General features: G+C 62.9%; 20 protein-coding genes. 5 read left to right on the top strand and 15 right to left on the bottom strand.

Annotation, left to right across the window (positions count from 1 at the left end):
• Positions 1-61: 61 nt before the first annotated feature.
• The 7 genes from CIT31_RS03650 to CIT31_RS03620 form a co-directional block, all read right to left on the bottom strand.
• Positions 62-769 carry a DUF1045 domain-containing protein gene (locus CIT31_RS03650; protein ID WP_095517472.1) on the bottom strand — a complete coding sequence of 236 codons (708 nt, stop codon included), beginning with the start codon at positions 767-769 and terminating at the stop codon, positions 62-64.
• A gap of 150 nt (positions 770-919) precedes the next feature.
• Positions 920-1732, bottom strand: coding sequence for a 5-deoxy-glucuronate isomerase (iolB, locus tag CIT31_RS03645; protein WP_095517471.1), 813 nt, complete (start codon positions 1730-1732; stop codon positions 920-922).
• 6 nt (positions 1733-1738) lie between these two features.
• Positions 1739-1957 (bottom strand): DUF3329 domain-containing protein, encoded by a 219-nt coding sequence (locus CIT31_RS03640; RefSeq protein ID WP_029347375.1) that lies wholly within the window; start codon positions 1955-1957, stop codon positions 1739-1741.
• A gap of 47 nt (positions 1958-2004) precedes the next feature.
• Positions 2005-2922 carry a myo-inosose-2 dehydratase gene (gene iolE, locus CIT31_RS03635; RefSeq protein WP_095517470.1) on the bottom strand — a complete coding sequence of 306 codons (918 nt, stop codon included), beginning with the start codon at positions 2920-2922 and terminating at the stop codon, positions 2005-2007.
• Between the two features lie 150 nt (positions 2923-3072).
• Positions 3073-4923, bottom strand: coding sequence for a 3D-(3,5/4)-trihydroxycyclohexane-1,2-dione acylhydrolase (decyclizing) (iolD, locus tag CIT31_RS03630; RefSeq protein WP_095517469.1), 1851 nt, complete (start codon positions 4921-4923; stop codon positions 3073-3075).
• 35 nt (positions 4924-4958) lie between these two features.
• Complete coding sequence (locus tag CIT31_RS03625; RefSeq protein ID WP_095517468.1) at positions 4959-6893, bottom strand: bifunctional 5-dehydro-2-deoxygluconokinase/5-dehydro-2-deoxyphosphogluconate aldolase; 1935 nt, start codon at positions 6891-6893, stop codon at positions 4959-4961.
• 130 nt (positions 6894-7023) lie between these two features.
• Complete coding sequence (locus CIT31_RS03620; protein ID WP_165778348.1) at positions 7024-7869, bottom strand: MurR/RpiR family transcriptional regulator; 846 nt, start codon at positions 7867-7869, stop codon at positions 7024-7026.
• 154 nt (positions 7870-8023) lie between these two features.
• Here CIT31_RS03620 and CIT31_RS03615 point away from each other — a divergent pair, with 154 nt between their 5' ends.
• Entirely contained in the window at positions 8024-9133 is a 1110-nt protein-coding gene (locus CIT31_RS03615) for a Gfo/Idh/MocA family protein (RefSeq protein ID WP_095517467.1), read from the top strand.
• Positions 9134-9157: 24 nt separating this feature from the next.
• Here CIT31_RS03615 and CIT31_RS03610 read toward each other — a convergent pair whose 3' ends face one another.
• Positions 9158-9859: a helix-turn-helix transcriptional regulator gene (locus tag CIT31_RS03610; protein ID WP_095517714.1), complete on the bottom strand. Its 702-nt coding sequence runs from the start codon at positions 9857-9859 to the stop codon at positions 9158-9160.
• Between the two features lie 125 nt (positions 9860-9984).
• On the opposite strand from CIT31_RS03610, the gene CIT31_RS03605 reads away from it, so the two are divergent.
• Positions 9985-10620: a LysE family translocator gene (locus CIT31_RS03605; protein WP_095517466.1), complete on the top strand. Its 636-nt coding sequence runs from the start codon at positions 9985-9987 to the stop codon at positions 10618-10620.
• Between the two features lie 56 nt (positions 10621-10676).
• Here the strand turns inward: CIT31_RS03605 and CIT31_RS03600 are convergent, their stop codons facing one another.
• From CIT31_RS03600 to CIT31_RS03570, 7 genes are all read right to left on the bottom strand, one after another.
• Positions 10677-11768 carry a 3-deoxy-7-phosphoheptulonate synthase gene (locus CIT31_RS03600; protein WP_095517465.1) on the bottom strand — a complete coding sequence of 364 codons (1092 nt, stop codon included), beginning with the start codon at positions 11766-11768 and terminating at the stop codon, positions 10677-10679.
• Positions 11769-11978: 210 nt separating this feature from the next.
• Positions 11979-12773 (bottom strand): SDR family oxidoreductase, encoded by a 795-nt coding sequence (locus tag CIT31_RS03595; RefSeq protein WP_095517464.1) that lies wholly within the window; start codon positions 12771-12773, stop codon positions 11979-11981.
• 27 nt (positions 12774-12800) lie between these two features.
• A complete protein-coding gene (gene iolG / locus CIT31_RS03590) occupies positions 12801-13802 on the bottom strand; it encodes an inositol 2-dehydrogenase (RefSeq protein WP_095517463.1) in 1002 nt (333 codons plus the stop codon).
• 129 nt (positions 13803-13931) lie between these two features.
• On the bottom strand, positions 13932-14699 hold the full coding sequence (locus CIT31_RS03585) for an ATP-binding cassette domain-containing protein (RefSeq protein ID WP_029347391.1): 768 nt from the start codon (positions 14697-14699) through the stop codon (positions 13932-13934).
• 2 nt (positions 14700-14701) lie between these two features.
• Positions 14702-15778, bottom strand: a complete 1077-nt coding sequence (locus CIT31_RS03580) for an ABC transporter permease (protein ID WP_065011676.1) — start codon at positions 15776-15778, stop codon at positions 14702-14704.
• 154 nt (positions 15779-15932) lie between these two features.
• Positions 15933-16874, bottom strand: coding sequence for a sugar ABC transporter substrate-binding protein (locus CIT31_RS03575; RefSeq protein WP_095517462.1), 942 nt, complete (start codon positions 16872-16874; stop codon positions 15933-15935).
• Positions 16875-17255: 381 nt separating this feature from the next.
• Positions 17256-18287, bottom strand: coding sequence for a LacI family DNA-binding transcriptional regulator (locus CIT31_RS03570; RefSeq protein ID WP_095517461.1), 1032 nt, complete (start codon positions 18285-18287; stop codon positions 17256-17258).
• 173 nt (positions 18288-18460) lie between these two features.
• Between CIT31_RS03570 and CIT31_RS03565 the strand changes: the two genes are divergently transcribed.
• The 3 genes from CIT31_RS03565 to CIT31_RS03555 all read left to right on the top strand — a co-directional run bounded on the left by CIT31_RS03565 (position 18461) and on the right by CIT31_RS03555 (position 21214).
• The gene (locus CIT31_RS03565) at positions 18461-19600 is read left to right on the top strand and encodes a fatty acid desaturase family protein (protein WP_095517460.1); all 1140 of its coding nucleotides are present in this window, start codon (positions 18461-18463) and stop codon (positions 19598-19600) included.
• A 64-nt stretch (positions 19601-19664) separates the two neighbouring features.
• On the top strand, positions 19665-19979 hold the full coding sequence (locus CIT31_RS03560; RefSeq protein WP_095517459.1) for a Rieske (2Fe-2S) protein: 315 nt from the start codon (positions 19665-19667) through the stop codon (positions 19977-19979).
• Between the two features lie 5 nt (positions 19980-19984).
• On the top strand, positions 19985-21214 hold the full coding sequence (locus CIT31_RS03555) for an NAD(P)/FAD-dependent oxidoreductase (RefSeq protein WP_095517713.1): 1230 nt from the start codon (positions 19985-19987) through the stop codon (positions 21212-21214).
• Positions 21215-21252: the final 38 nt, after the last annotated feature.

Raw genomic sequence — 21252 nt, 5'->3', positions numbered from 1 at the left:
TTTTTGCAGCCAATTGAAACCGATTGGCGTCGCAAAAAGGCGGTTAAAACAAATAGTCATCTCAGGCAGTTCTTCTGGCCGGGCGGCGCCCGAGCGCGTGATGGGAAAGCATCATGAACGGGGCGCCAGGTTCAGTTTCGACAAACAGGGTCAGTGCGTCCACCGGCACCGGCCGTTGCAGGACCTGCGCAAACAGGCTGTCGATTGCTGCGCGAAGACGGGGGCTTTCCTGTAACGAGGCACGGCCGGATAGCGTCATATGGAACCGGAAGGTCTCGAAGACATAGGGGTAGCCCCACTGGCAGAGATTGCGGAATTCATCCGGCTTCAGCGAATCAGGGCTGCGCCGTTCGATCTCAGCCTCGGTCAGCGGCGCGCGAAAACGGTCGAAGTCGCGCACAACGTCGTCGGCGAAGCGGTTGAGCGCCGGCAGCGGTCCTTCCGGCACCAGCGCGAAGAAGCCGTCGATCTGGCTGACGACCAGCCGTGGGATGGTTACCACCGGCGTCGCCAAGGCAAAATCGTCGAGCGCCGCGCGAAGCGCGGCTTCCGTTTCGCTCGAAGCCAGCCGGAAGGGCGCCTTCAGCGTCGCATGAAAACCGTAGCGGCGCGCCGAAGCGGTGTGGAAGGCGACTTCCGCCGCTGACAGCTCGCCCACCGCCTCGACCGGCCTCGTGGCGGCGCCGAACGGGTCGCGGCCGAGCCAATTGGCGGCGATCCGCGCCAGCGGTTCGTCCTGCCGGGGAGTGAAATAGATGGCGTAGCGCATCGAAAGTCCTCGTCAACTCCCGCTGCCATAGGCGATTTGCATGACGAAATGACGAAGCTGATGATCGCCCTGATAACAAAGTTGTTCAGGCGGGTCATTAGCCGACGATTTTTTCGCCTTGGGCCAGTTGCCGACCGGAAGGGAGCGCGATCAGGCCTTCATCAGCCATTCGTGCTCGGGCGCGTTGTGAAATTTCCACGTCCGCTTCGGCCCCGCCATGACGTTGAGGTAGTAGAGGTCATAGCCATGGCAGGCGGCGCAAGGATGATAGCCCTTGGGCACCAGCACGACATCGCCGTCCTCGATCGCCATCGTCTCATCGAGCGATCGAGCGCCAGTCCAGTCGGCATCGGTGTAGACGCGCTGAAAGGCAAAGCCCTGCGGCGGGTTGAGGCGGTGGTAGTAGGTCTCCTCGAGATAGGACTCGGCCGGCAGATTGTCCTGGTCATGCTTGTGCGGCGGATAGCTCGATGTGTGGCCGCCCGGCGTGATGACCTCGACCACCAGCAATGAGTCGGCCGGCTTGCCCTCCGGCAGGATGTTGGTGACATAGCGCGTGTTGGTGCCCTTGCCGCGAACCTCCTGGCCGAGATCCTTCGGCGCAATGACGCGGACCGGCAGGCCGCCGCCAAGCCCCGGCGCCGAGCAGACCGCAAGTTCGAGATCGGTGTCTGATGTCACCGACCAGTCAGAGTCCTGCGGCACATAGACCGACCACGGCTTGCCTTCGAAGGGCGACATGCGTTCGCCGAGCAGGCCGAGATCCTTGCCGCCGGCCGTCGCCTTGCCCTTGCCGGTGACGAACACCAGGCAGACTTCACGGTTAGCGGTTTGCCCGGAGGCTGTTCCGCCTGGCCGCAATCGATGCAGATCGAAACCGACATAAGTCCAGCCGGCGTTTTGCGGCGTCACATGGGCGACGCGGCCATGGCCCTTATCGGCCTTAACCAGCAGTTTCGACATCGCGCTTCATTCCTTTGGTTCGGTATCGGCCGAAGCCTTGCCGCCGTCGGCCGGCTTATAGAGATAGAAGAACTGCCAGACGGCATAGCCGGCGAAGCCGAGCGCGATCATGCCCCAGAACGGCGCGCCGGTGGCAAACTCGACCACGGCCCAGCCCAGGCAGACCGCGACGATGGCAACGCGCCGCCACAAGGGCCGGAAGAACGGATGCTCGGAGTCCTTCATCGGATCAGCCCCCGCATCGGATCAGCCCTTCGCCGGGAATACTGCATTCAAGCATTGGGGAAGCCCTGTGTTTCAACGGTGTAACCGGCAGCCGTCATCACCCGCATCAATTCCTTGTAGCCGACTTGCGCCATCTTGAACGGCGGATTCGTCTTCGGGTCCTGCTCGGCCTCGACGACGAACCAGCCTTCATAGCCGTAGTTCGCCAGCCTTTCCACGATGACGCCAAAATCCAGCGAACCGTCTCCCGGCACCGTGAAGGCGCCGAGCGCCACGGCGTCTAGGAAGGATTGCTTCTGGCGGTCGAGTTTCTCGATCACCTCCATGCGTATGTCTTTCACATGCACATGGTTGATGCGCCGGTGATGCTTGTCGATGGCGCGCAGCACGTTACCGCCGGCAAAGGCCAGGTGACCGGCATCGAGCAGCAAGGGGATGCCTTCTCCCGAAAAGCGCATGAAGGCATCAAGCTCCGGCTCCGTCTCGACCACCGCTGCCATATGATGGTGGTAGGAGAGCGGCATGCCCTGCTCGGCGCACCATTCCCCGAACTGCGTGAGGCGCTTCGCATAGGCTTTCATCTCGTCGTCCGAAAGCCTGGGCTTGGTGGCGAGCGGCTTCGAGCGGTCGCCCTGGATGGAGCGGCCGACCTCGCCGTAGACGATGCAAGGCGCGTTCACCGCCTTGAACAGATCGATCATCGGCTGGATGCGATCCTTATTCCCCGCCATGTCTTCGTCGACCAGCGTACCGGAGAACCAGCCACCGCAAAGCGTGACGTCGGCCTCTTTCAGGATCGGCAGCATGATCTCCGGGTCACTGGGAAAACGGCGGCCCATTTCCATGCCGGTGAAACCTGCCGAACGCGACTGGCGCAAGCACTCCTCCAGCGAGACGTCATCGCTGAGTTCCGCAAGATCGTCGTTCCACCATGCAATGGGGGACATGCCCAGTTTGGCTTTCAAGTCGTCACTCCAATGTCAGTTCGTGTCCACCCTCGCCCTTGTGGGGAGGGTCGCTGCGAAGCAGCGGGTGGGGTGCGGCGCCCGACCCCCACCCGGACCTTCGGTCCGACCTCCCCACAAGGCGGAGATAGGGGCTTGGCAGCGCCGACATCAATCTCCAATCTTCTGCATCTGCCGCTTTTCATCATAGGCTCTGCGCGCCGCATTCACTTGCGGCCGTGTCGAGACTTCCGGCACGGCAACGTCCCACCAGCTTCCACCGGCTTCGGTCGAAACCAGCGGATCGGTGTCGATGACCAGCACTGTGGTCCTTGTATTCTTCTTCGCTTGCGCCAGCGCCGTTTCCAGCCCGGCGACCGAGGAAACCTTCTCAGCGATGGCGCCGAGGCTTACCGCATGCGCCGCGAAGTCGATGTCGGGCAATATCTCATGGCGTGCGTCCTTCAGCAGATTGTTGAAGTTGGCGCCGCCGGTCGCCATCTGCAGCCGGTTGATGCAGCCATAGCCTCTGTTATCGAGCAGCACGATGGTCAGCTTGAGGCCGAGCATGACCGAGGTCGCGATCTCGGAATTGAGCATCAGATAGGAGCCGTCGCCGATCATCACGACGACCTCCTCGTCGGGCTTCGCCATTTTGGCGCCGAGCCCGCCAGCGATCTCGTAGCCCATGGTCGAGAAGCCGTATTCGGCGTGGTAGGAGCCGGGCGCGCCCGCCTGCCAGAGCTTGTGTAACTCGCCGGGCAGGCCGCCGGCGGCATGAAGCAATATCACGCCGGAGCCCATGGCGCGCTGCACGGCGCCGATCACTTGCGCGTCGGACGGGTAGGCGGCATTGGTCGACGCCGTCACCTTGTCTGCATTGGCCTGCCAGTCCTTCTTGCCCCTGGCCGCATTGTCGGTCCAGGCAGCCGGCGCCTTCCAGCCGTTCAGCGCCGCGTCAAGCTCGGCGAGCCCTTCTGCCGCATCGGCGACCAGCGGCAGCGCCTGGTGTTTTCCCGCATCGAAAGGCTGGACGTTCAGCCCGATGATGGTCTTGCCGGAATTCTTGAACAGCGCCCACGAGCCGGTGGTGAAATCCTGCAGCCTGGTGCCGACGGCAAGCACGACGTCGGCTTCTTCAGCCAGCCGGTTGGCCGCCGAAGTGCCGGTGACGCCGACCGCCGCCATGTTGAGCGGATGATCGTCCGGCAGCGAGGATTTACCGCCCTGCGTCTCGCAGACCGGGATGCCGGCGCCTTGCACCAGCTTCGCCAATTCGTCGGAAGCCTGCGAATAAAGCACGCCGCCGCCGGCAATCACTAACGGCTTTCTTGCCGCCTTCAGCGCCGCCACCGCGGCCGCCAATTCCCTACGGTCCGGACGCGGCCGGCGCTGGTTCCAGACCCGTTCGGCAAAGAAGCTCTCGGGGTAGTCATAGGCTTCGGCCTGCACGTCCTGGCAGAGCGCCAGCGTCACCGGTCCGCATTCGGCCGGATCGGTCAGCACCTGCATGGCGCGATTGAGCGCCGGGATGATCTGCTCGGGCCGGGTGATGCGGTCGAAATAGCGCGACACGGGCTTAAAGCAGTCATTGACCGTCGCCGTGCCGTCGGAGAAATCCTCGGCCTGCTGCAGGACAGGGTCGGGGATGCGATTGGCGAAGACGTCGCCGGGCAGAAACAGGACAGGCAACCTGTTTACATGCGCAAGTGCTGCCGCCGTCACCATGTTGAGCGCGCCGGGGCCGATCGAACTTGTTGTGGCCATGAAGCGGCGACGGAAATTGGCCTTGGCGTAGGCGATCGCCGCATGCGCCATCGCCTGTTCGTTGTGGGCGCGGAAGGTCGGCAATTCGTCACGCACCTGGTAGAGCGCCTCGCCGACACCGGCGACATTGCCATGGCCGAAGATCGCCCAGACGCCGCCGAAGATCGGCATTTTTTTGCCGTCGATCTCGGTCATCTGGCTGGCAAGAAAGCGGGTCAGCGCCTGCGCCATCGTCAGGCGGATTGTCTTGGTCATGTTGTTTTCCTCCGCAGTCCTAATGCCGCGCCTTCTTATGCTGCTTTGCGGCCGCGCGCGGCAAGCCATGCCTCGGTTAGTCTCTCGAAGCGCGACGCCATGTCGGCCACTGCCTCGTCGTCCGACATCTTGCCCGCAAGCCACTGTTCGGCCGCGTTGATGAAGATGGTGCGTCCGACGGCGAAGCCCTTGACGATGGGCGCTTTGGCGGTGGCAGCGAAGGCCGCTTCCAGCTCGTCCTGCGGCGCTTCTAGGCCGAGCAGCACAACCCCACGGCACCACGGATCGTTCTTCAGGATCACGGCCTCGATCTTTGCCCAAGCCCCGGCCGAAGCCTGCGGTTCGAGCTTCCACCAGTCGGGCTTGATATCGAGCGCATAGAGTTCCTCCAGCGCGCGCGAGATCGTCGTGTCGTTGAGCTCGCCGTGCTTGCCGGCGATGATCTCGATGAGAAGTTCTCTTCCCACTTTCCGCGCGGCCTCGAACAGGCTTTTGAGCTTCTGCTGCTGCTCGGTCTTCAGCGGCTCCGGGTCGTCGGGGTGATAGAAGCACAGGCACTTGATGCAATGGTCGACCGGCCACTCGATCAATTGCGAGCCGATGTCCTGCGAGAATTCAAAACGAAGCGGCCGCGATCCCGGCAGCTCGACCGGCCGGCCGAGCCAGGCGAAGGAATGGCGGGCAAATTCGAACATCGCCTCGCGGCCGTATTTCTCGTCGAGCAGCATGCCGTAACCGGCGCGGCCGGCGGCGACCTTTGCCGCCGCCTTGACCGTCAGCACCTTGAAATCATGGATGCGCGACGGATCGGCGCCGGCTTTCGCGGCGACATCGTCAAGCTGGATACGGTGGTCGCAGGCCAGCGCCATCAGCGAGGGAATGACGCGCCGGCGCGTCGTCGCCCAATGGATATGGTTGATCGCCTCGTCCTTGCGCAACGCCAGATGCCTGCTGCCGTTCTTCAGGAAGAACTGCAATTCCTCGAAGGTCGGGTATTCCGGCGCGCAGAGCAGCCGCGACACGGCGAAGGCGCCGCAGGCATTGGCCCAGGTCGCCGCCGTCGCTAGGCTCTCCTCGCCGAGCCAGCCGCGCAGGAAGCCCGACATGAAGGCATCGCCGGCGCCGAGAACATTATAGACCTCGATCGGAAAACCCTTGCCGACAATGCCGTCTTCGAGATCGTCGCTGATCGGTCCGTCATAGACGATGCAGCCCATGGCGCCGCGCTTCAGCACGATAGTGGCCTTGGACAGCGAACGGATCGTCTTCAACGCGCTGAGGCAATCGTCAGTGCCGGAGGCGATCATGATCTCTTCTTCGGTGCCGACGATCAGGTCGCAGTCGGGCAGCACCGTCTTCAGCCGGGCGGAGACCCGGTCGGATTTCACGTAGCGCTCGAACCCTTCGGCATGGCCGGCAAGGCCCCAGAGATTGGGGCGGTAGTCGATGTCGAACACCACCTTGCCGCCATTGGCCTTGATGGCGCGGATCGCCTTGCGCTGGGCGGCATCGCTGTTGGGCCGCGAAAAATGCGTGCCGGTGACGACGATGGCGCGCGCCGAGGCGATGAACGCTTCGTCGATGTCCTCCTCCGCCAGCGCCATGTCGGCGCAGTCGCTGCGATAGAAGATCATCGGCGAGACGCCTTCGTCCTCGACCGACAGCAGCACCAGCGCGGTCAGCCGGTCCGGGTCGGTCTTGAGGCCGTCGACCGAAACCCCTTCGCGCGTCAGCTGCTCGCGGATGAAGCGGCCCATCTGCTCGTCGCCGACGCGGGTGAGCAGCGCCGAGCGCAGGCCGAGCCTCGCCGTGCCGACCGAAATGTTGGCCGGACAGCCGCCGACCGACTTGGCAAAGGAGGTGATGTCCTCCAAGCGCGAGCCGATCTGCTGGCCATAGAGATCGACCGAGGCGCGGCCAATGGTGATGACGTCGAGCGGCGCATGTTTCGCGTCCATGGCTTCGCCCATTCGAACCTCCCATCAGCCTTGTTGTCTTGGGGTACACGCGCGAGCGGCAGCGTGGCGCCGGTAATATGAAATAATAATTCCAATCCATAGTCAATATGGAACGCGCATTCCTTTGCTGAAAAGTAGCCTGTCAGGCCTTGCGCTTGCGGCCAGCGTCGCGCCGCTTCTCGCCAACCGCAACGGTCAGCGCCATGGCCAGCGCCATCGTCGCTGACAACGAGCGGAAGCCGGCGAAATCGGCCTCGGCGACTTCGAACCAGACCTTGGCGAACTGGGCGAGCGGCGAAAAGGAACTGTCTGTGATCGCCACGATCGGAACGCCTTGCTCGGAAATGACGCGCGCCTCGTCGATGGCCGCCGGGGCATAGGGTGAGAAACTGATGGCGATGACGGCATCCCTGGGCGAGGCAAAGCTGATCATCTCGGCGTTGAGGCCGGCGGCCGATTCGATCAGCTGGTTGCGGATCTTGAGCTTGCCCAGCGCATAGGCGATGTAGGAGGCGACCGGATACGAGCGGCGCTTGGCCAGCACATAGATGGTCTCCGCCTTTGCCAGCAAGGCGATCGCATCTTCGAAATGGTCTTCGTTCAACCTGCCTGAAATATCGTTGAGCGAGGTGCCGGCCGCGGCGACGAAGCCGTCGAAGATCGCCCGGTGACCGGCGCCTTCCTCGGCCTTGGCGCGCAATGCCGCCAGTCGTTCGTCATAGGACGAATTGCGCTCACGCAGGCGCTCGCGAAACACCAGCTGCAGACTGGTGAAGCCGTCGAAGCCGAGCTGCTGGGCGAAGCGGATCAAGGTCGAAGGCTGGACGCCGGCCGAAGCGGCGATGCTGGCGGCCGTGCCGAAGGCAATGTCGTCAGGATTGTCGAGCGCATAGGCGGCGATCTGCGCGATACGCTTGGGCAGGCTATGGCGCCGTTCCAGGATCGTCGTCCGCAGCGTCTCGAAATCGCGGGGCACCCGTTCGTCCATCGTCGCTCCGCCCAGGCTCATCAGTCGATGCCGTGTGTGCCCCATCATAGCGAGCCTGTGCAAGAAGGCCATAAAAAATGAGGCATGCGTTCCATTTCTGGATAAAATGGACTAATTCATCCACACAATCTTTCTGGCGACGGAGACAAGGGAAATGGTCGGAGTCGGTCTTATCGGCACGGGGTTCATGGGCAAGTGTCACGCCATCGCCTGGAACGCGGTCGGCACCGTCTTTCCCGACGTGGCCAAGCCAAGGCTGGTCCATCTCGGCGAGGTCAATGAGGATCTTGCCAAACGTCGTGCCAGCGAATTCGGCTTCGCCAGGGCCTCCGGCGACTGGCGTGCCGTCGTCGATGATCCGGATGTCGATATCGTCTCGCTGACCACGCCCAACCAGTTCCACCCGGAAATGGCCATCGCCATCCTCGAAGCCGGCAAGCATCTGTGGTGCGAAAAGCCGATGGCGCCGAGTTTTGCCGAGGCGCAAGCCATGGCGGCGGCGGCGCAAAAGTCCGGCAAGGTGGCCGCTCTCGGCTACAACTACATCCAGAACCCGGCCATCCGCCACATCGGTGCGCTGCTCGACGAGAAAATCATCGGCGAGGTCAACCATCTGCGCGTCGAGATGGATGAGGATTTCATGGCCGACCCGGAGGCGCTATTCTTCTGGAAGCACGAGGCGGCGTCCGGTTACGGCGCGCTCGACGATTTCGCCGTGCATCCGCTGTCGCTGGTCGCCGTGCTGTTCGGCCGCGTCGCCCGCGTGATGTGCGATATGGCAAAACCCTATGCCGATCGCCGCGTTGCGTCGGGCGGGCGCCGCGCGGTCGAGACCTACGACATCGCCAACGTGCTGATGCATCTCGAAAACGGCATTGCCGGCACGCTGCTGGTCAATCGTTCGGCCTGGGGCCGCAAGGGCCGGATCGCCATCCAGATCTTCGGCTCGAAGGGCTCGATCCAGTACGACCAGGAGCGGATGAACGAGTTCCAGCTCTACCTCACATCAGACCGGCCGACCGAGCAAGGCTATCGCACTATCCTGGTGGCGCCGCATCACAAGCCCTACGACGCCTTCCTGCCGGCACCCGGCCACGGTCTCGGCTTCAACGACCTCAAGATCATCGAATGCCGGGAACTTTTGGCGCGGCTTGCCGGCAAGCCGGCGCGCATCATCGATTTCGACGAAGGACTCGAAATCGAGCGCACCGTGCATGCCATGGCGCGCTCGTTCGAGGAAAAGCGCTGGGTGGATGTTAGATAGCTCAACCTGGAAGCCGGCGACGCATCAGTTGCCGGCGGTTGTGGCGTTGATCTCCCACCCGTCCACCCAGAGCTGCCGCAGATCATCGCCTTCGCCCTTGAACCATAGGCCTGTCGGCTGGCAGTCATCGATGCGGTCGCTGCGGAAATTGCGGATGGCCTGGCGGAGTTCGCACCAGGCGACGATGTTGGCGGTTTCGGCATAGTAGATGAGGGCGATCGGGCGGATGATGCGTTCGGTCGCCCGGCCCGCTTCATCGCAATAGGAGAGGTCGAGCTTTTCCTCGTCGCGGATGACGCGGCGAACCAGCGCCAGATCGACCGCCGAGGCCGAAGGTGCTGCGAATCCCCAGGCATTCAGGGCATTGGCATCGAGCGTCTGGCGCAAAGGCGGCGGCACCGCGCCGGCGATCTTGGCGCTAACGCGCTTGGCCGCCTGCTTCAGCTCGCTGTCGCCGGTGCGCTCCAGCAACGCCAGCGACAACACGATCGCCTCCATCTCCTCGATCGAAAACATCAGCGGCGGCAGGTCGAAGCCGGGGCGCAGGATATAGCCAATGCCGCGGCCGCCTTGGATCGGCACACGCATCGCCTGCAAAGCGGCAATATCGCGATAGACCGAGCGCATCGTCACTTCCAGACGCTCGGCAATCATTGCCGCGGTCACCGGCTCTCTGGCTAGCCGCAGGATCTGGATGATCTCGAACAGACGCGACGCCTTGCGCAATTCATTCAACCTCGAAGGCAACTGACAACACCCCGTCAGTTGGGATCACCTATAGGGCGGCCTATCGGTTTGAAAATCAACAGGTTCAGCTGCGGCTTTGCGGCGCCAGACGGCAGGCAACTGACATGAGCTACACGGAAAACCTCTGGCTGTTCTTCATTCTCCTGTTCGGCATCATCGCCGTGCCGGGCATGGACATGCTGTTCGTGCTTGCCAATGCGCTGACCGGCGGACGCGACAGAGGATTGGCGGCGACCGGCGGCATCATGCTGGGCGGCATGGTGCATACGCTGAACGGCGCGGTCGGCGTCGGCCTGCTGATGCATTTCGTGCCGATCCTGTTCAAGCCGCTCCTGATCGCCGGCGCCGCCTATATGGCCTTCATCGGCATTACTCTGATGCGCAGCTCCATCACCGTCGGCGATAACGCGCCCGCCGGCAGCCGCACTGCCTGGAAGGCGTTTCGCCAAGGGCTGATGACCTGCCTGATCAATCCGAAGGCCTATCTTTTCGTCCTTGCCGTCTATCCGCAGTTCTTGAAGCCCGCCTACGGTCCGATCTGGATGCAGGCAACCGTCATGGGGTTGCTGACGGTCCTCACCCAGGCCGCCATCTATGGCGGGCTTGCGATCACCGCCGGCCGCAGCCGTAACCTGCTGGTCGCCAATCCGCAGGCGACCGCTCTTGCCGGCCGGGCGGCCGGGCTGTTGCTGTTCGCCGTCTCGGTGTTCACTGTCTGGGAAGGACTCAGCGCGGCGTGATCCGCCGGGGGCGCCGCGCTGCCGAGTTTCAGCACCCTTGCAACAAGAGGAGCGCGTCAGGCGGCTCCCGGACGGCTTGATATCATTGCGCGTCGCGCTGACCGGCGCCGCTCGACGGCGTCGGCAAGGCCGTGCAGCACCGTCTCGGTGGTTGCCCAGTCGATGCAGCCATCGGTGATGCTCTGGCCATAGACCAGCGGCTTGTTGGGCATGACCTCCTGCCGGCCGGCGACGAAGTTGCTCTCGATCATGACGCCGATGATGCGCGCGTCGCCTGCTGCGACCTGGCCCGCCACGTCAGCCGCCACCGTCGGCTGGTTCTCAGGCTTCTTGTTGCTGTTGGCGTGGCTGACATCGATCATCAGCCGAGGTGCTACCCCGACCCGACCGAGCTCCGCGCAGGCGGCAGCTATGCTCGTTGCGTCATAGTTCGGCATAATGCCGCCGCGCAGGATGACGTGGCAGTCCTCGTTGCCGGTGGTCGTCGCGATGGCGCTGCGCCCGCCCTTCGTCACCGCCATGAAATGATGCGGCTGGGCGGCGGATTTCACCGCCTCGGCGGCGATCCGCAAATTGCCGTCGGTGCCGTTCTTGAAGCCGACAGGGCAGGACAGGCCGGATGCGAGTTCCCGATGGATCTGGCTCTCTGTCGTGCGCGCGCCGATCGCCCCCCAGGCGACGAGATCGGCAATGTATTGGGGGGTGGCCATGTCGAGGAATTCGGTCGCCGCCGGAAGGCCGAGATTGTTGACGGCGGAGAGCACGTTGCGGGCCAGCCTCAGCCCCTTGTCGATGTTGAAGCTGCCGTCCAGGTCGGGATCGTTGATCAGGCCCTTCCAGCCGACCGTTGTGCGCGGCTTCTCGAAATACACGCGCATCACGATCTCCAGCCGGTCCGACAGGCTCTCGCGCAGCGTCGCCAGACGGCTGGCATAGTCTACGGCAGCGGCCGGGTCGTGGATCGAACAGGGGCCGACGACGACGATCAGCCGATCATCGGCGCCGGTCAGCACGGCGTGGATCGCGTTGCGTGACGCGGTAACGGTCCGCGTCGCCGTCAGCGTGCGCGGTATCTCCCGCATCACCTGGTCCGGCGTACTCAATTCCCTTATTTCCTTGACCCGAAGATCGTCGGTGGTGGTCAACACGGCTTTCTGCTCCTGATTGGGAGACCTGCCGGCTGAAACAAAAAAGCCGCCAGGTCTGGCGGCTGTTCGGATTTTGATGCTGCAATCTTCAGATCGAGCGCAATCCTCCCGCCGCCAGCGAGCTGCCGTAGCTAAAGTACCAGAACGAGGCGGTCAGGTGGATCATGCCAGCCCTATAGCCGAAGCCGGGGCGCTTGTCACGCCCTGATGCTACTCTGCGCCCGCTCCGGCAACGTTCTGGTCGTAATCGACCAGCGATCCGGTCATGACGCCCGACTGCGGGCTGACCATATAGCTGATCAGCCGGGCAAGCTGGTCCGGCTTCACCAACTGGCCCATCGGCTGCGCGGCCTCGGCCTTTTCCAGCCAGTCGTCGGGTGCCGCGTGCCATTTCTTCTGCACGATGTCCTCGCCCTCGGTGTCCATCCAGCCAGGCAGCACCGCGTTGCAGCGGATGCGATTGCTGCGATAGGCGTTGGCGACATTCTTGGTCAGCGTCATGAGAGCGCCCTTGCTCGACGAATAGGGCGTCAGGAACGACTGGCCGCAATGCGCCGACATCGACAGCACGTTGACAATCGAGCCAGGCGCCTTGCGGTCGAGCAGGTGCGCCACCAGACCCTGCATCAGGAAGAAGGGGCCGCGCACATTGGTCTGGAAGATCTGGTCGAATGTTTCCTCGGAGGTCTCGACCAGTGATCCGCGGGCCGAGGTGGCGGCGGCGTTGACCAGCGCGTTGACGGTGCCGAAATGAGCGATCGCCGTTTCGACGGCCTGCTTGCAGTCGGCCACTTGGGCGACATCGGCGCTGATGAAAATCGCGTCGACGCCCGACTTCTTGAGGGTGGCGACGGCCTTGTCGCCCTTCTCCTGCGAGCGTCCGATTAGCGCCAACGCCCGGCAGCCCTCATCGGCCAGCGCCTCGGCGACGGCGAAGCCGATGCCTTGCGCGCCGCCGGTGACGATGGCGCGTGTTTCGGAATTGCGACCGGCGGAACCGTTCATCGCCTTGCTCCTGTACTTGGTGTTGCTTCAGATGGTTTTGTCGAGGCGGACGGTCTTGCCGTCCCTGGCCGATTTTAGCGCCGCGTCCGCCAGCCGCAGCGCGACGAGCCCATCCTTGCCGCTCGGTGCGGCCTTGTTGCCTGATGTCGCCGCCGCGATGAAGGCGGCGATCTCGTTGGCATAGGCGTCGAGGTAGCGGGTCATGAAGAAGTCGTGCAGCGGCGGGCGCGTATAGCCTTTCTCATTGGCCAGTTCGATCGACACCGGCCGCTGGTTCTCGGCCGCGACCATGCCTTTCGAGCCATGCACCTCGATGCGCTGGTCGTAGCCATAGGTGGCGCGCCGCGAATTGGAGATGATGCACTGCTTGCCGGAGGCGGTTTCGAGGATGACGCTGACGCTGTCGAAATCGCCGGCCTCGCCGATTTGTCTGTCGACCAGCACCGAGGCATGGGCGCTGACCGCCACCGGCTCCTCGCCGAGCAGGAAGCGCGCCATGTCGAAATCATGGATGGTCATGTCGCGGAAGATCCCGCCCGAGCGGCCGATATAGTCGAGCGGCGGCGGGCCGGGATCGCGCGACGTGATGGTCACCATCTCGACGGTGCCGATGGCACCGTCGTCGATCGCCTTGCGCACGGCGGCGAAATGCGGATCGAAGCGGCGGTTGAAGCCGACCATCAAAGTGGCGCCGGCCTTGTCGACCACGGCCAGGCATTCTTCCACTCTGCCGGCGTCGAGGTCGATCGGCTTCTCGCAGAAGATCGCCTTGCCGGCCTTGGCGAACTGCTCAATCAGATCGGCATGGGTGTCGGTCGGCGTGCAGATGATGACCGCATCGATATCCCCGGCTTTTTCGATTGCCTCGATAGTGCGTACTTCCGCGCCATAGGCCGACGCCAGCTCCGTCGCTGCCTTCTCGAAGGCATCGGCAACTGCGACCAGTCTGGCCTGCGGATTGGAACCGATGGCACGGGCGTGGACCTTGCCGATGCGGCCTGCACCAAGAAGAGCGAAGCGGAGAGACATGGGATTTCCTTTGAGGATTGTTCGAAATGGAAGTGCGTCTTTACTGCACCGTTCACGGCAAGGCGCAGTAGATTTTCTTATTGCAGTTGCTCGGCGACGGGCCGATGACCCGCCGCGCCGGCATTCGCCTTAGGCCGCAAGTTCTGCCTCCCCGGTCTTGGCGCCGGTGATGTATGAGACGACGTCGTTGCCGTCGGTGTCCTGCTTGCGCAGATTGGCGACGATGCGGCCGCGTCGGAAGACGACGATGCGGTCGACCAGATCAAACACCTGGCGCATGTTGTGACTGATCAGGATCAGCGGCTCGCCATTGGCTTTCAGCGTGCGGATGATGTTTTCGACCTGCATCGTCTCCTGCACACCAAGTGCTGCCGTCGGCTCGTCCATGATGATGAGCTTGGACGCAAAAGTCGCGGTTCTGGCGATTGCCACGCACTGGCGCTGGCCGCCCGACATGTGGCGAATGGTGTTGGAAAGGTTGGGAATCTTGACCGCCGTGCGGATCAGCGCTGCCTCGGTCGCCTTACGCATGAACTTGCGATCGAGGATCGAGAACGGCCCGAGATTGAAAAGCACCTTTTCGCGGCCGAGAAACAGGTTCGACGGCACGTCGAGATCGTCGGCGAGCGCAAGGTTCTGGAACACCGTTTCGATGCCCGCCTCGCGCGCGGCGATCGGGCCGGCGAAGTTCACTTCCTTGCCGTCGAACCAGACCTTGCCGCTGGTGCGCTGCTCGACGGCCGTGATCTGGCGCACGAAGGTCGATTTGCCGGCGCCGTTGTCGCCCATGATGGCGACATGCTCGCCCTTGCGCAGTTCGAAGTTCGCGCCTTCGAGCGCATGCACGCCGCCATAGTATTTGGTCAGGTTTTCGGTCTTCAGGACGATGTCTGACATGATCAAGCCCTCATTGCCCGCAGGCGCTGGCGCCACTGATCGAGAACGACTGCGCCGATGATGATCACACCCTTGACCATCTCCTGGTAGTAGGCGTCGAGGCGCAGGAAGGTGAAGCCGGAGATGATGACGCCGAAGATCAGCGCACCGATCACCGTTCCGATGATCGAGCCGCGGCCGCCAGACAGCGAGACGCCGCCGATGACCGCCATGGCGATCGCGTCCAGTTCGTACATCACGCCCATGCCGGCCTGAGCGGTGAGATTCTTGGAGCTCAGCACCACGGCAGCAAGCGAGGCGAGGATGCCGGCAATGACGAAGACGAGGATCTTGTGGTTCTGGACATTTATGCCGGACATGCGGGCGGCGTCCTCGTTGGAGCCGATGGCATAACAGTGCTTGCCGTACCTGGTGTATGACAGGATCAGCTGGAACAAAATCGCCAGCGATATGAAGATGATGACCGGCATCAGCCCCTTGCCGATGGCGGCGAAACTTTCGGTGGGAAACGAGATCGGCTGCCCCTTGGACCACCATTTGGCGACGCCGCGCGCGGTGACCATCATGCCAAGCGTGGCGATGAACGGCGGAATGCGGGTGTAGGCGACCAGCGTGCCGTTGATCAGGCCCGCCAGCAGCCCGCAGCCGATCGCGACAAGCACCGGCACGATCACCGGCAGGTCGGTCCAGCCCTGCTCGATGAACATCGCCTTGGGGTTAGGGTTGCCGTTGACCGTCGCCACCTGGGCGAAGCTCATGGCGATCATCGCCGTGGCGCCGACGACCGAACCAGAGGAAAGATCGATGCCGCCGGAAATGATCACTTGCGTCACTCCGATGGCGATGATGCCGACGATCGATACCTGCAGGATGATGATCTGCAGGCGCGCCTCGTTAAAGATCGTATCGACATTGGCGCGGGTGTTGAACAGGAAGCTGTCGCCAAGAAAGACGCGGCCTATCAGCTCGAAGGCGCCGACGAGGATGATGAGCGCCAGGAAAACGTTGAATTCGGCAGGCCATGTGCGCTTCTTCGCATCATAGCTGAGTCCGCCGACGCCATGGGTTGTCTGTGCCAAATCTTGATCCTCCATCAGCCGTAGTCGCCCTCCCGCCGGCTGTTTCGGCGATAAGGGAAAGGAGGAGCGGCGCTTTTTTGTTTTTCGACATCGGATTCTCAAACCGGTCCGATGCTCTGCCGCGCCGCTCCCTATCGAAAAACGGTCCTCTGCCTCAGTTCTTCTGCAGGAACTTGTCGATGTTTGCCGGCGTGACCAGCTGGAAGGGGATGTAGACCTTCTGTTCAACCGCCTCGCCCTTGGAAAGCTTGAGCGCCGCGTCCAGCGCCCCGGCACCCTGGCCGGCCGCATCCTGAAATACGGTGACGTCGAGATCGCCCGCCTGCATCGCGGCAAGCGCGTCCTGAGTGGCGTCCACGCCGCCGACGACAACCGACTTCATGTCGATGTTGGCAGCCTTCATGGCCTGGATCGCACCGATGGCGCTTTCGTCATTGTTGGCGATCACGCCGTCGAACGGCTTGCCGGTCGACAGCCAGTTGGTCATCAGGTTCTGCGCTTCCTCGCGTTTCCAGTTCGACGTCTGCTTGTCGATGATCTTGATGAAGCTGCATTCCGGAGTGGCGATCACATCGTCAATGTCCTTGGTGCGCTGCACCGCGGCCTGGTTCGACAGCTCGCCCATGATCACGTAGACATTGGCCTCGGTCTTGCCGGCTTCCTTGAACAGGCGGCAGACTTCCTGGGTCTCGAGAGTGCCTGACTCAACCTCGTTCGAGGCGACGAAGGCCTGGTTGTCCGGCAGCGTGTCGACATTGACCGGCTCGCGGTTGACATAGACCAGCGGAACATTGGCCGCAGCGGCGGCGTCCGACATTGCCTGGGTGGCCGAGGTGTCTACCGGATTGACGATGATCGCATCGACGCCCGAGGCGACGAAGTTCTTGATCTGGTCGAGCTGCTTGGCGACGTCGTTCTGCGCGTCCTCGACCTGCAGCTCCACGCCGTCCATGCCCTTGGCCTGCTCGATCATGCCGTTGCGCAGCACGGTGAGAAAATTGTCGTCGAACAGCGCCATTGACACGCCGATTTTGGCAGCGAGGGCGGACGAGCTCATCAGCGCCAAGAATGCGGCGCCCAACAGCAGTTTCTTCATTTTATCTCTCCTCCACAGAATTGGTGTCCGGCTGCACCGATCTACCCGGAATCCCCGATCTCCCAGGGGATCTCTCCCGATTGCTATCTCCGTTCCCGATGGCGATTTCCGCGCTGGCTGGAACGCCAAGCCCTCTGCTTGAAACAGATGTTCCGGAACGAAAGAACCAAAATACCTATCTGGTGAAATATTTATTCCATTCCGACTGCGGGCGTCAAGGAGATTCCGAAATCGGATGGCGGATTTTCGGACAACGTGGCTGAGGGCCGGCAAATCTTCTGCAAGAATCTATCAGGCTGATGGTTCACATCATTGCCGATGCATCGTGATACCCGATCTGAACCTGGATGCATTGGCTGAGCCTAGATGTTTAGCCTGAATCTAGATGTTTTCCGGCAGATAGATGTCGAAGGGCAGGAAGGTCTGGCCCGGCGCGTTGGCAGCGCCTGCCTCGATGGCATGCGCCATCAGATCGACAAGCTCGCGGCATAGTGCTGCCAGCGGCGTCGAAATCACCATGGTCAGGATGTTGTCGGCGAGCGCCGCGCGCGACTCGGCGTTGATCTCATTGCAAACCACCACCGGCATATTTACGGGCCTCGCTGCCCTGAGCGCGGAAACCGCGCCTTCCATGCCGCCGCCGGCGACGTAGCAGCCGGCAAGATCCGGGTACCGCGCTAGAAGATCGATCATCGCATCATGGGTCACCTGGTTGGCTTCCAGGTTGACCAACGTCTCCATCACCGTGAATTCCGGCGCATGCTCGCGAAAAAATGATCTGAAGCCGATCTCGCGTAGCTCATGGCCATGGAAGCGATGGCTGCCGACAAAAAGCGCTACCTTGCCAGGCTTCCTCGCCGCCCTGGCGATTATCCAGGCCGCGGTACGACCGACCTTGCGGTTGTCGAGGCCGACATAGCCCTCGCGGATGCCGGCGGCAAAGTCGGATAGCAGGGAGAAGACGGGTTGCCCCCTTGCCTTCAGGGTCTCGACGGCTGCCGTCAGCGTCGGATGGTCCGGACCGACAAGGGCGACCGCCCTGGATTTCGCCGCCAGCTTGCGCATCTGGGCAGTGATCTCGTCGGGGGCCAGCGAACTGGCGAAATCGATGGATGCGACGCCGCGGAAGCGCTGCGATTGCGACACCGCCAGTTCGAGTTCCCGCGCGAAATCACTGTAGAAAACATCATTGCCCCTCAGCAGCAGAAAGCCGAGCCGATATTCCGGCAGTTCCTGGCGCATCCGCTGCTTGATCAGCCCGGCGGCGTGGTAGCCGATGCTGGTGGCGGCCTCATAGACGCGGCGCGCGGTTTCCTCGCGCACCGGCAGGCGGTTGTTCAGCACCCGGTCGACGGTGGCGACGCTGACGCCGGAGGTGCGCGCCAGATCGGTGATGGTCGGCCGTTTTGCCATGGCTATCTCTCCGCTTGCCAAATTGGTTTACATCATTCTGATGGAAAATGATAGAAACCATCTTTGTGATATTGAGCCTATCATGGCTTGGCGTTACTTCTAGGCTTCGAGGCCTGCAACCACGGCCTGGTCATTGACCGGGCGGATTGCAGGACGCTGGTGGAGGCATTCTCATGGACGCAATGTTGGACGCAGCACCGTCCCGGCGCGACTACAGCCTGATCGGCCGCGACGCCAAGCTCGCCGTCGAGACCGGGCTGGCGGCGGCCGAATGGTATCATACCGATATCCCGCGCAAGCAGATGAAGGAGCTAATGCAGCGCTCCGACGGCCCGGCGATCCGCGACACCATCATCTGGCTCGCCGTCCTGATCCTTAGCGGCGCAGGCGGCGCCTGGTTCTGGGGCACCTGGTGGTGCGTGCCGTTCTTCTTCGTCTATGGCGTCGTTTACGGCTCTTCCACCGATTCCCGCTGGCACGAATGCGGTCACGGCACCGCGTTCAGGACGCAGTGGATGAACGACGTGATCTATCAGCTCGCCTGCTTCATGATCATGCGCAATCCGGTGACCTGGCGCTGGAGCCATACCCGGCATCACACCGATACGATCATCGTCGGCCGCGATCCAGAAATCGCGGTGATGCGCCCACCGGACCTGTTGCGCGTCGTGCTCAATTTCTTCGGCATTGTCGATGCCTCGCATGCCATGAGCGACATGGTGCGCAATGCGGCCGGCATCATCAGCCCGGCGGAAAAGACCTTCATTCCCGAGCAGGAGCAGCCAAAGGCGATCCGCATTGCCCGCATCTGGACCGCGATCTATGCCGCGACCATCGTGCTGGCAATTTATAGCGGGTCGTTCCTGCCCTTGATGCTGGTCGGTCTGCCCCGGCTTTACGGCGCCTGGCATCATGTCTTGACCGGCCTGCTGCAGCATGGCGGCCTCGCCGAAAATGTCGTCGACCATCGCCTCAACAGCCGCACCGTCTACATGAACCCGATCAGCCGCTTCATCTACTGGAACATGAACTACCATGTCGAGCACCATATGTTCCCGATGGTGCCCTACCACGCGCTGCCCAGGCTGCACGAGATGATCAAGCACGACCTGCCAGCGCCGACGCAGTCGATCCTGGCCGGCTATCGCGAGATGGTGCCTGCCTTCCTGCGCCAGCTGCGCAATGAAGACTATTTCCTCAAGCGCGAACTGCCGCCGACCGCGAAGCCCTATCGCGAGGAATTTCACACCGCGAAGCCCTATCGCGAGGAATTTCACAACGACAACGATGCTGTCGCGGCAGCAGCGGAATGATATGCGCCCATGCCAAGCAACATGCCGGGCAAGCTGACCAAGCAAAATTCTGCCGGGAGGACTGATGAGCGACTGGGTCGAGGCCTGTGACGCCGAAGACATCGACGAAGAGGACGTGATGCGGTTCGACCATGGCGGACGCACCTTCGCCATCTATCGCAGCCCCGACGACGAATATTTCGCGACGGACGGTTTGTGCACGCATGAGAAGGTGCATCTGGCTGACGGGCTGGTGATGGACGACATCATTGAATGCCCGAAGCACAATGGCCGCTTCAGCTACAAGACCGGTGCGGCCAGGGGCGCGCCGGTCTGCGTCAATCTCAGGACTTATCCGGTCAAGCTCGACGCCGGCAAAGTCCTGGTGCAGATAGGGTGACGGTGATGACGAAGGGGATGGTCATCATCGGTGCCGGCGAATGCGGCGGGCGGGCTGCCTTGGCGTTGCGCGATCTCGGCTATGACGGGCCGGTGACGCTGATCGGTGACGAGCCGCATCTGCCCTATGAGCGGCCGCCGCTGTCGAAAGAAGCGATGGCTAGCGATACGCCCGAGATCAAGGCGATCGCCAGCGATGAAATACTGTCCGAGAGGTCGATCCGGCATATCCATTCGGTTCAGGCGATGGCGATCGACTGCGCGGCGCACGTCGTGCACCTGTCGGACGGTTCGGTCCTGCCTTACGACAAACTCTTGCTGGCGACCGGCTCAACCCCGCGTAAGCTGCCGATGCCGGGGCTTGGCGCGCGCTGCGTCTACCTCCGGACCTTCAATGACGCGCTGGCCATTCGCGCGCATCTCAGCGCCGGAAACCGAATCGCCATCGTCGGCGGCGGCTTCATCGGTCTTGAGCTCGCCGCCGCGGCACGCAGGCTGGGGGCCACGGTCACCGTCATCGAGGCGCAGCCGCGGATCCTGATGCGCGGCGTGCCGGCCGAGATCGCCAAAATCATCCACGAGGCGCATGAAGCCGAAGGCGTCAAAATCCTGTGCGGCGACGGCATCGCGGCGATCGCCGACGACGGCGCCGGGGTGCGCATCGCGCTTGCGGGCGGAAAGGACATCGTCGCCGACCTGGCAGTGATCGGCATCGGCGCCGTGCCGGTGACCGGACTTGCCGCGGAAGCGGGGCTGACGATCGACAACGGCATAGCTGTCGATGCCGAGCTTCGCACCAGCGATCCGGACATCTTCGCCGCCGGCGATTGCTGCTCGTTTCCGCTTGCCGTCTATGGCGGCCGGCGCGTGCGGCTGGAAGCCTGGCGGAACGCGCAGGAGCATGGCGCGCTTGCGGCCAGGAACATGCTTGGCGCCGGTGAAAGCCACGCGGCGGTGCCATGGTTCTGGTCGGATCAATACGGCCTGACCTTGCAGATATCAGGCCTGTCGGACGAGGGCAGCAAGGTTGTGCGCCGCGACCTCGACGATGGCGCCTTCATCTTGTTCCACCTCGCCGAGGACGGCAGGCTGGTCGCGGCGAGCGGCATCGGCCCAGGCAATTCGGTCGGCCGCGACATAAGGCTGGCCGAGATGCTGATCGCCAAGAGGGCAAAGCCGGCGCCTGAGGCGCTGGGCTCGCAAACGATCAAGCTGAAGTCGCTGCTGGCGGCGTGAGCCGCGGCGGGTTCCCCGAACTATTGGAAGAACTGACG

The sequence above is a fragment of the Mesorhizobium wenxiniae genome (assembly GCF_002284535.1).
GTDB classification, from domain to species: Bacteria; Pseudomonadota; Alphaproteobacteria; order Rhizobiales; family Rhizobiaceae; genus Mesorhizobium; species Mesorhizobium wenxiniae.
The sequence above is the reverse complement of the archived record's forward strand: the minus strand, read 5'-3'. Positions and strand labels throughout refer to the sequence as shown.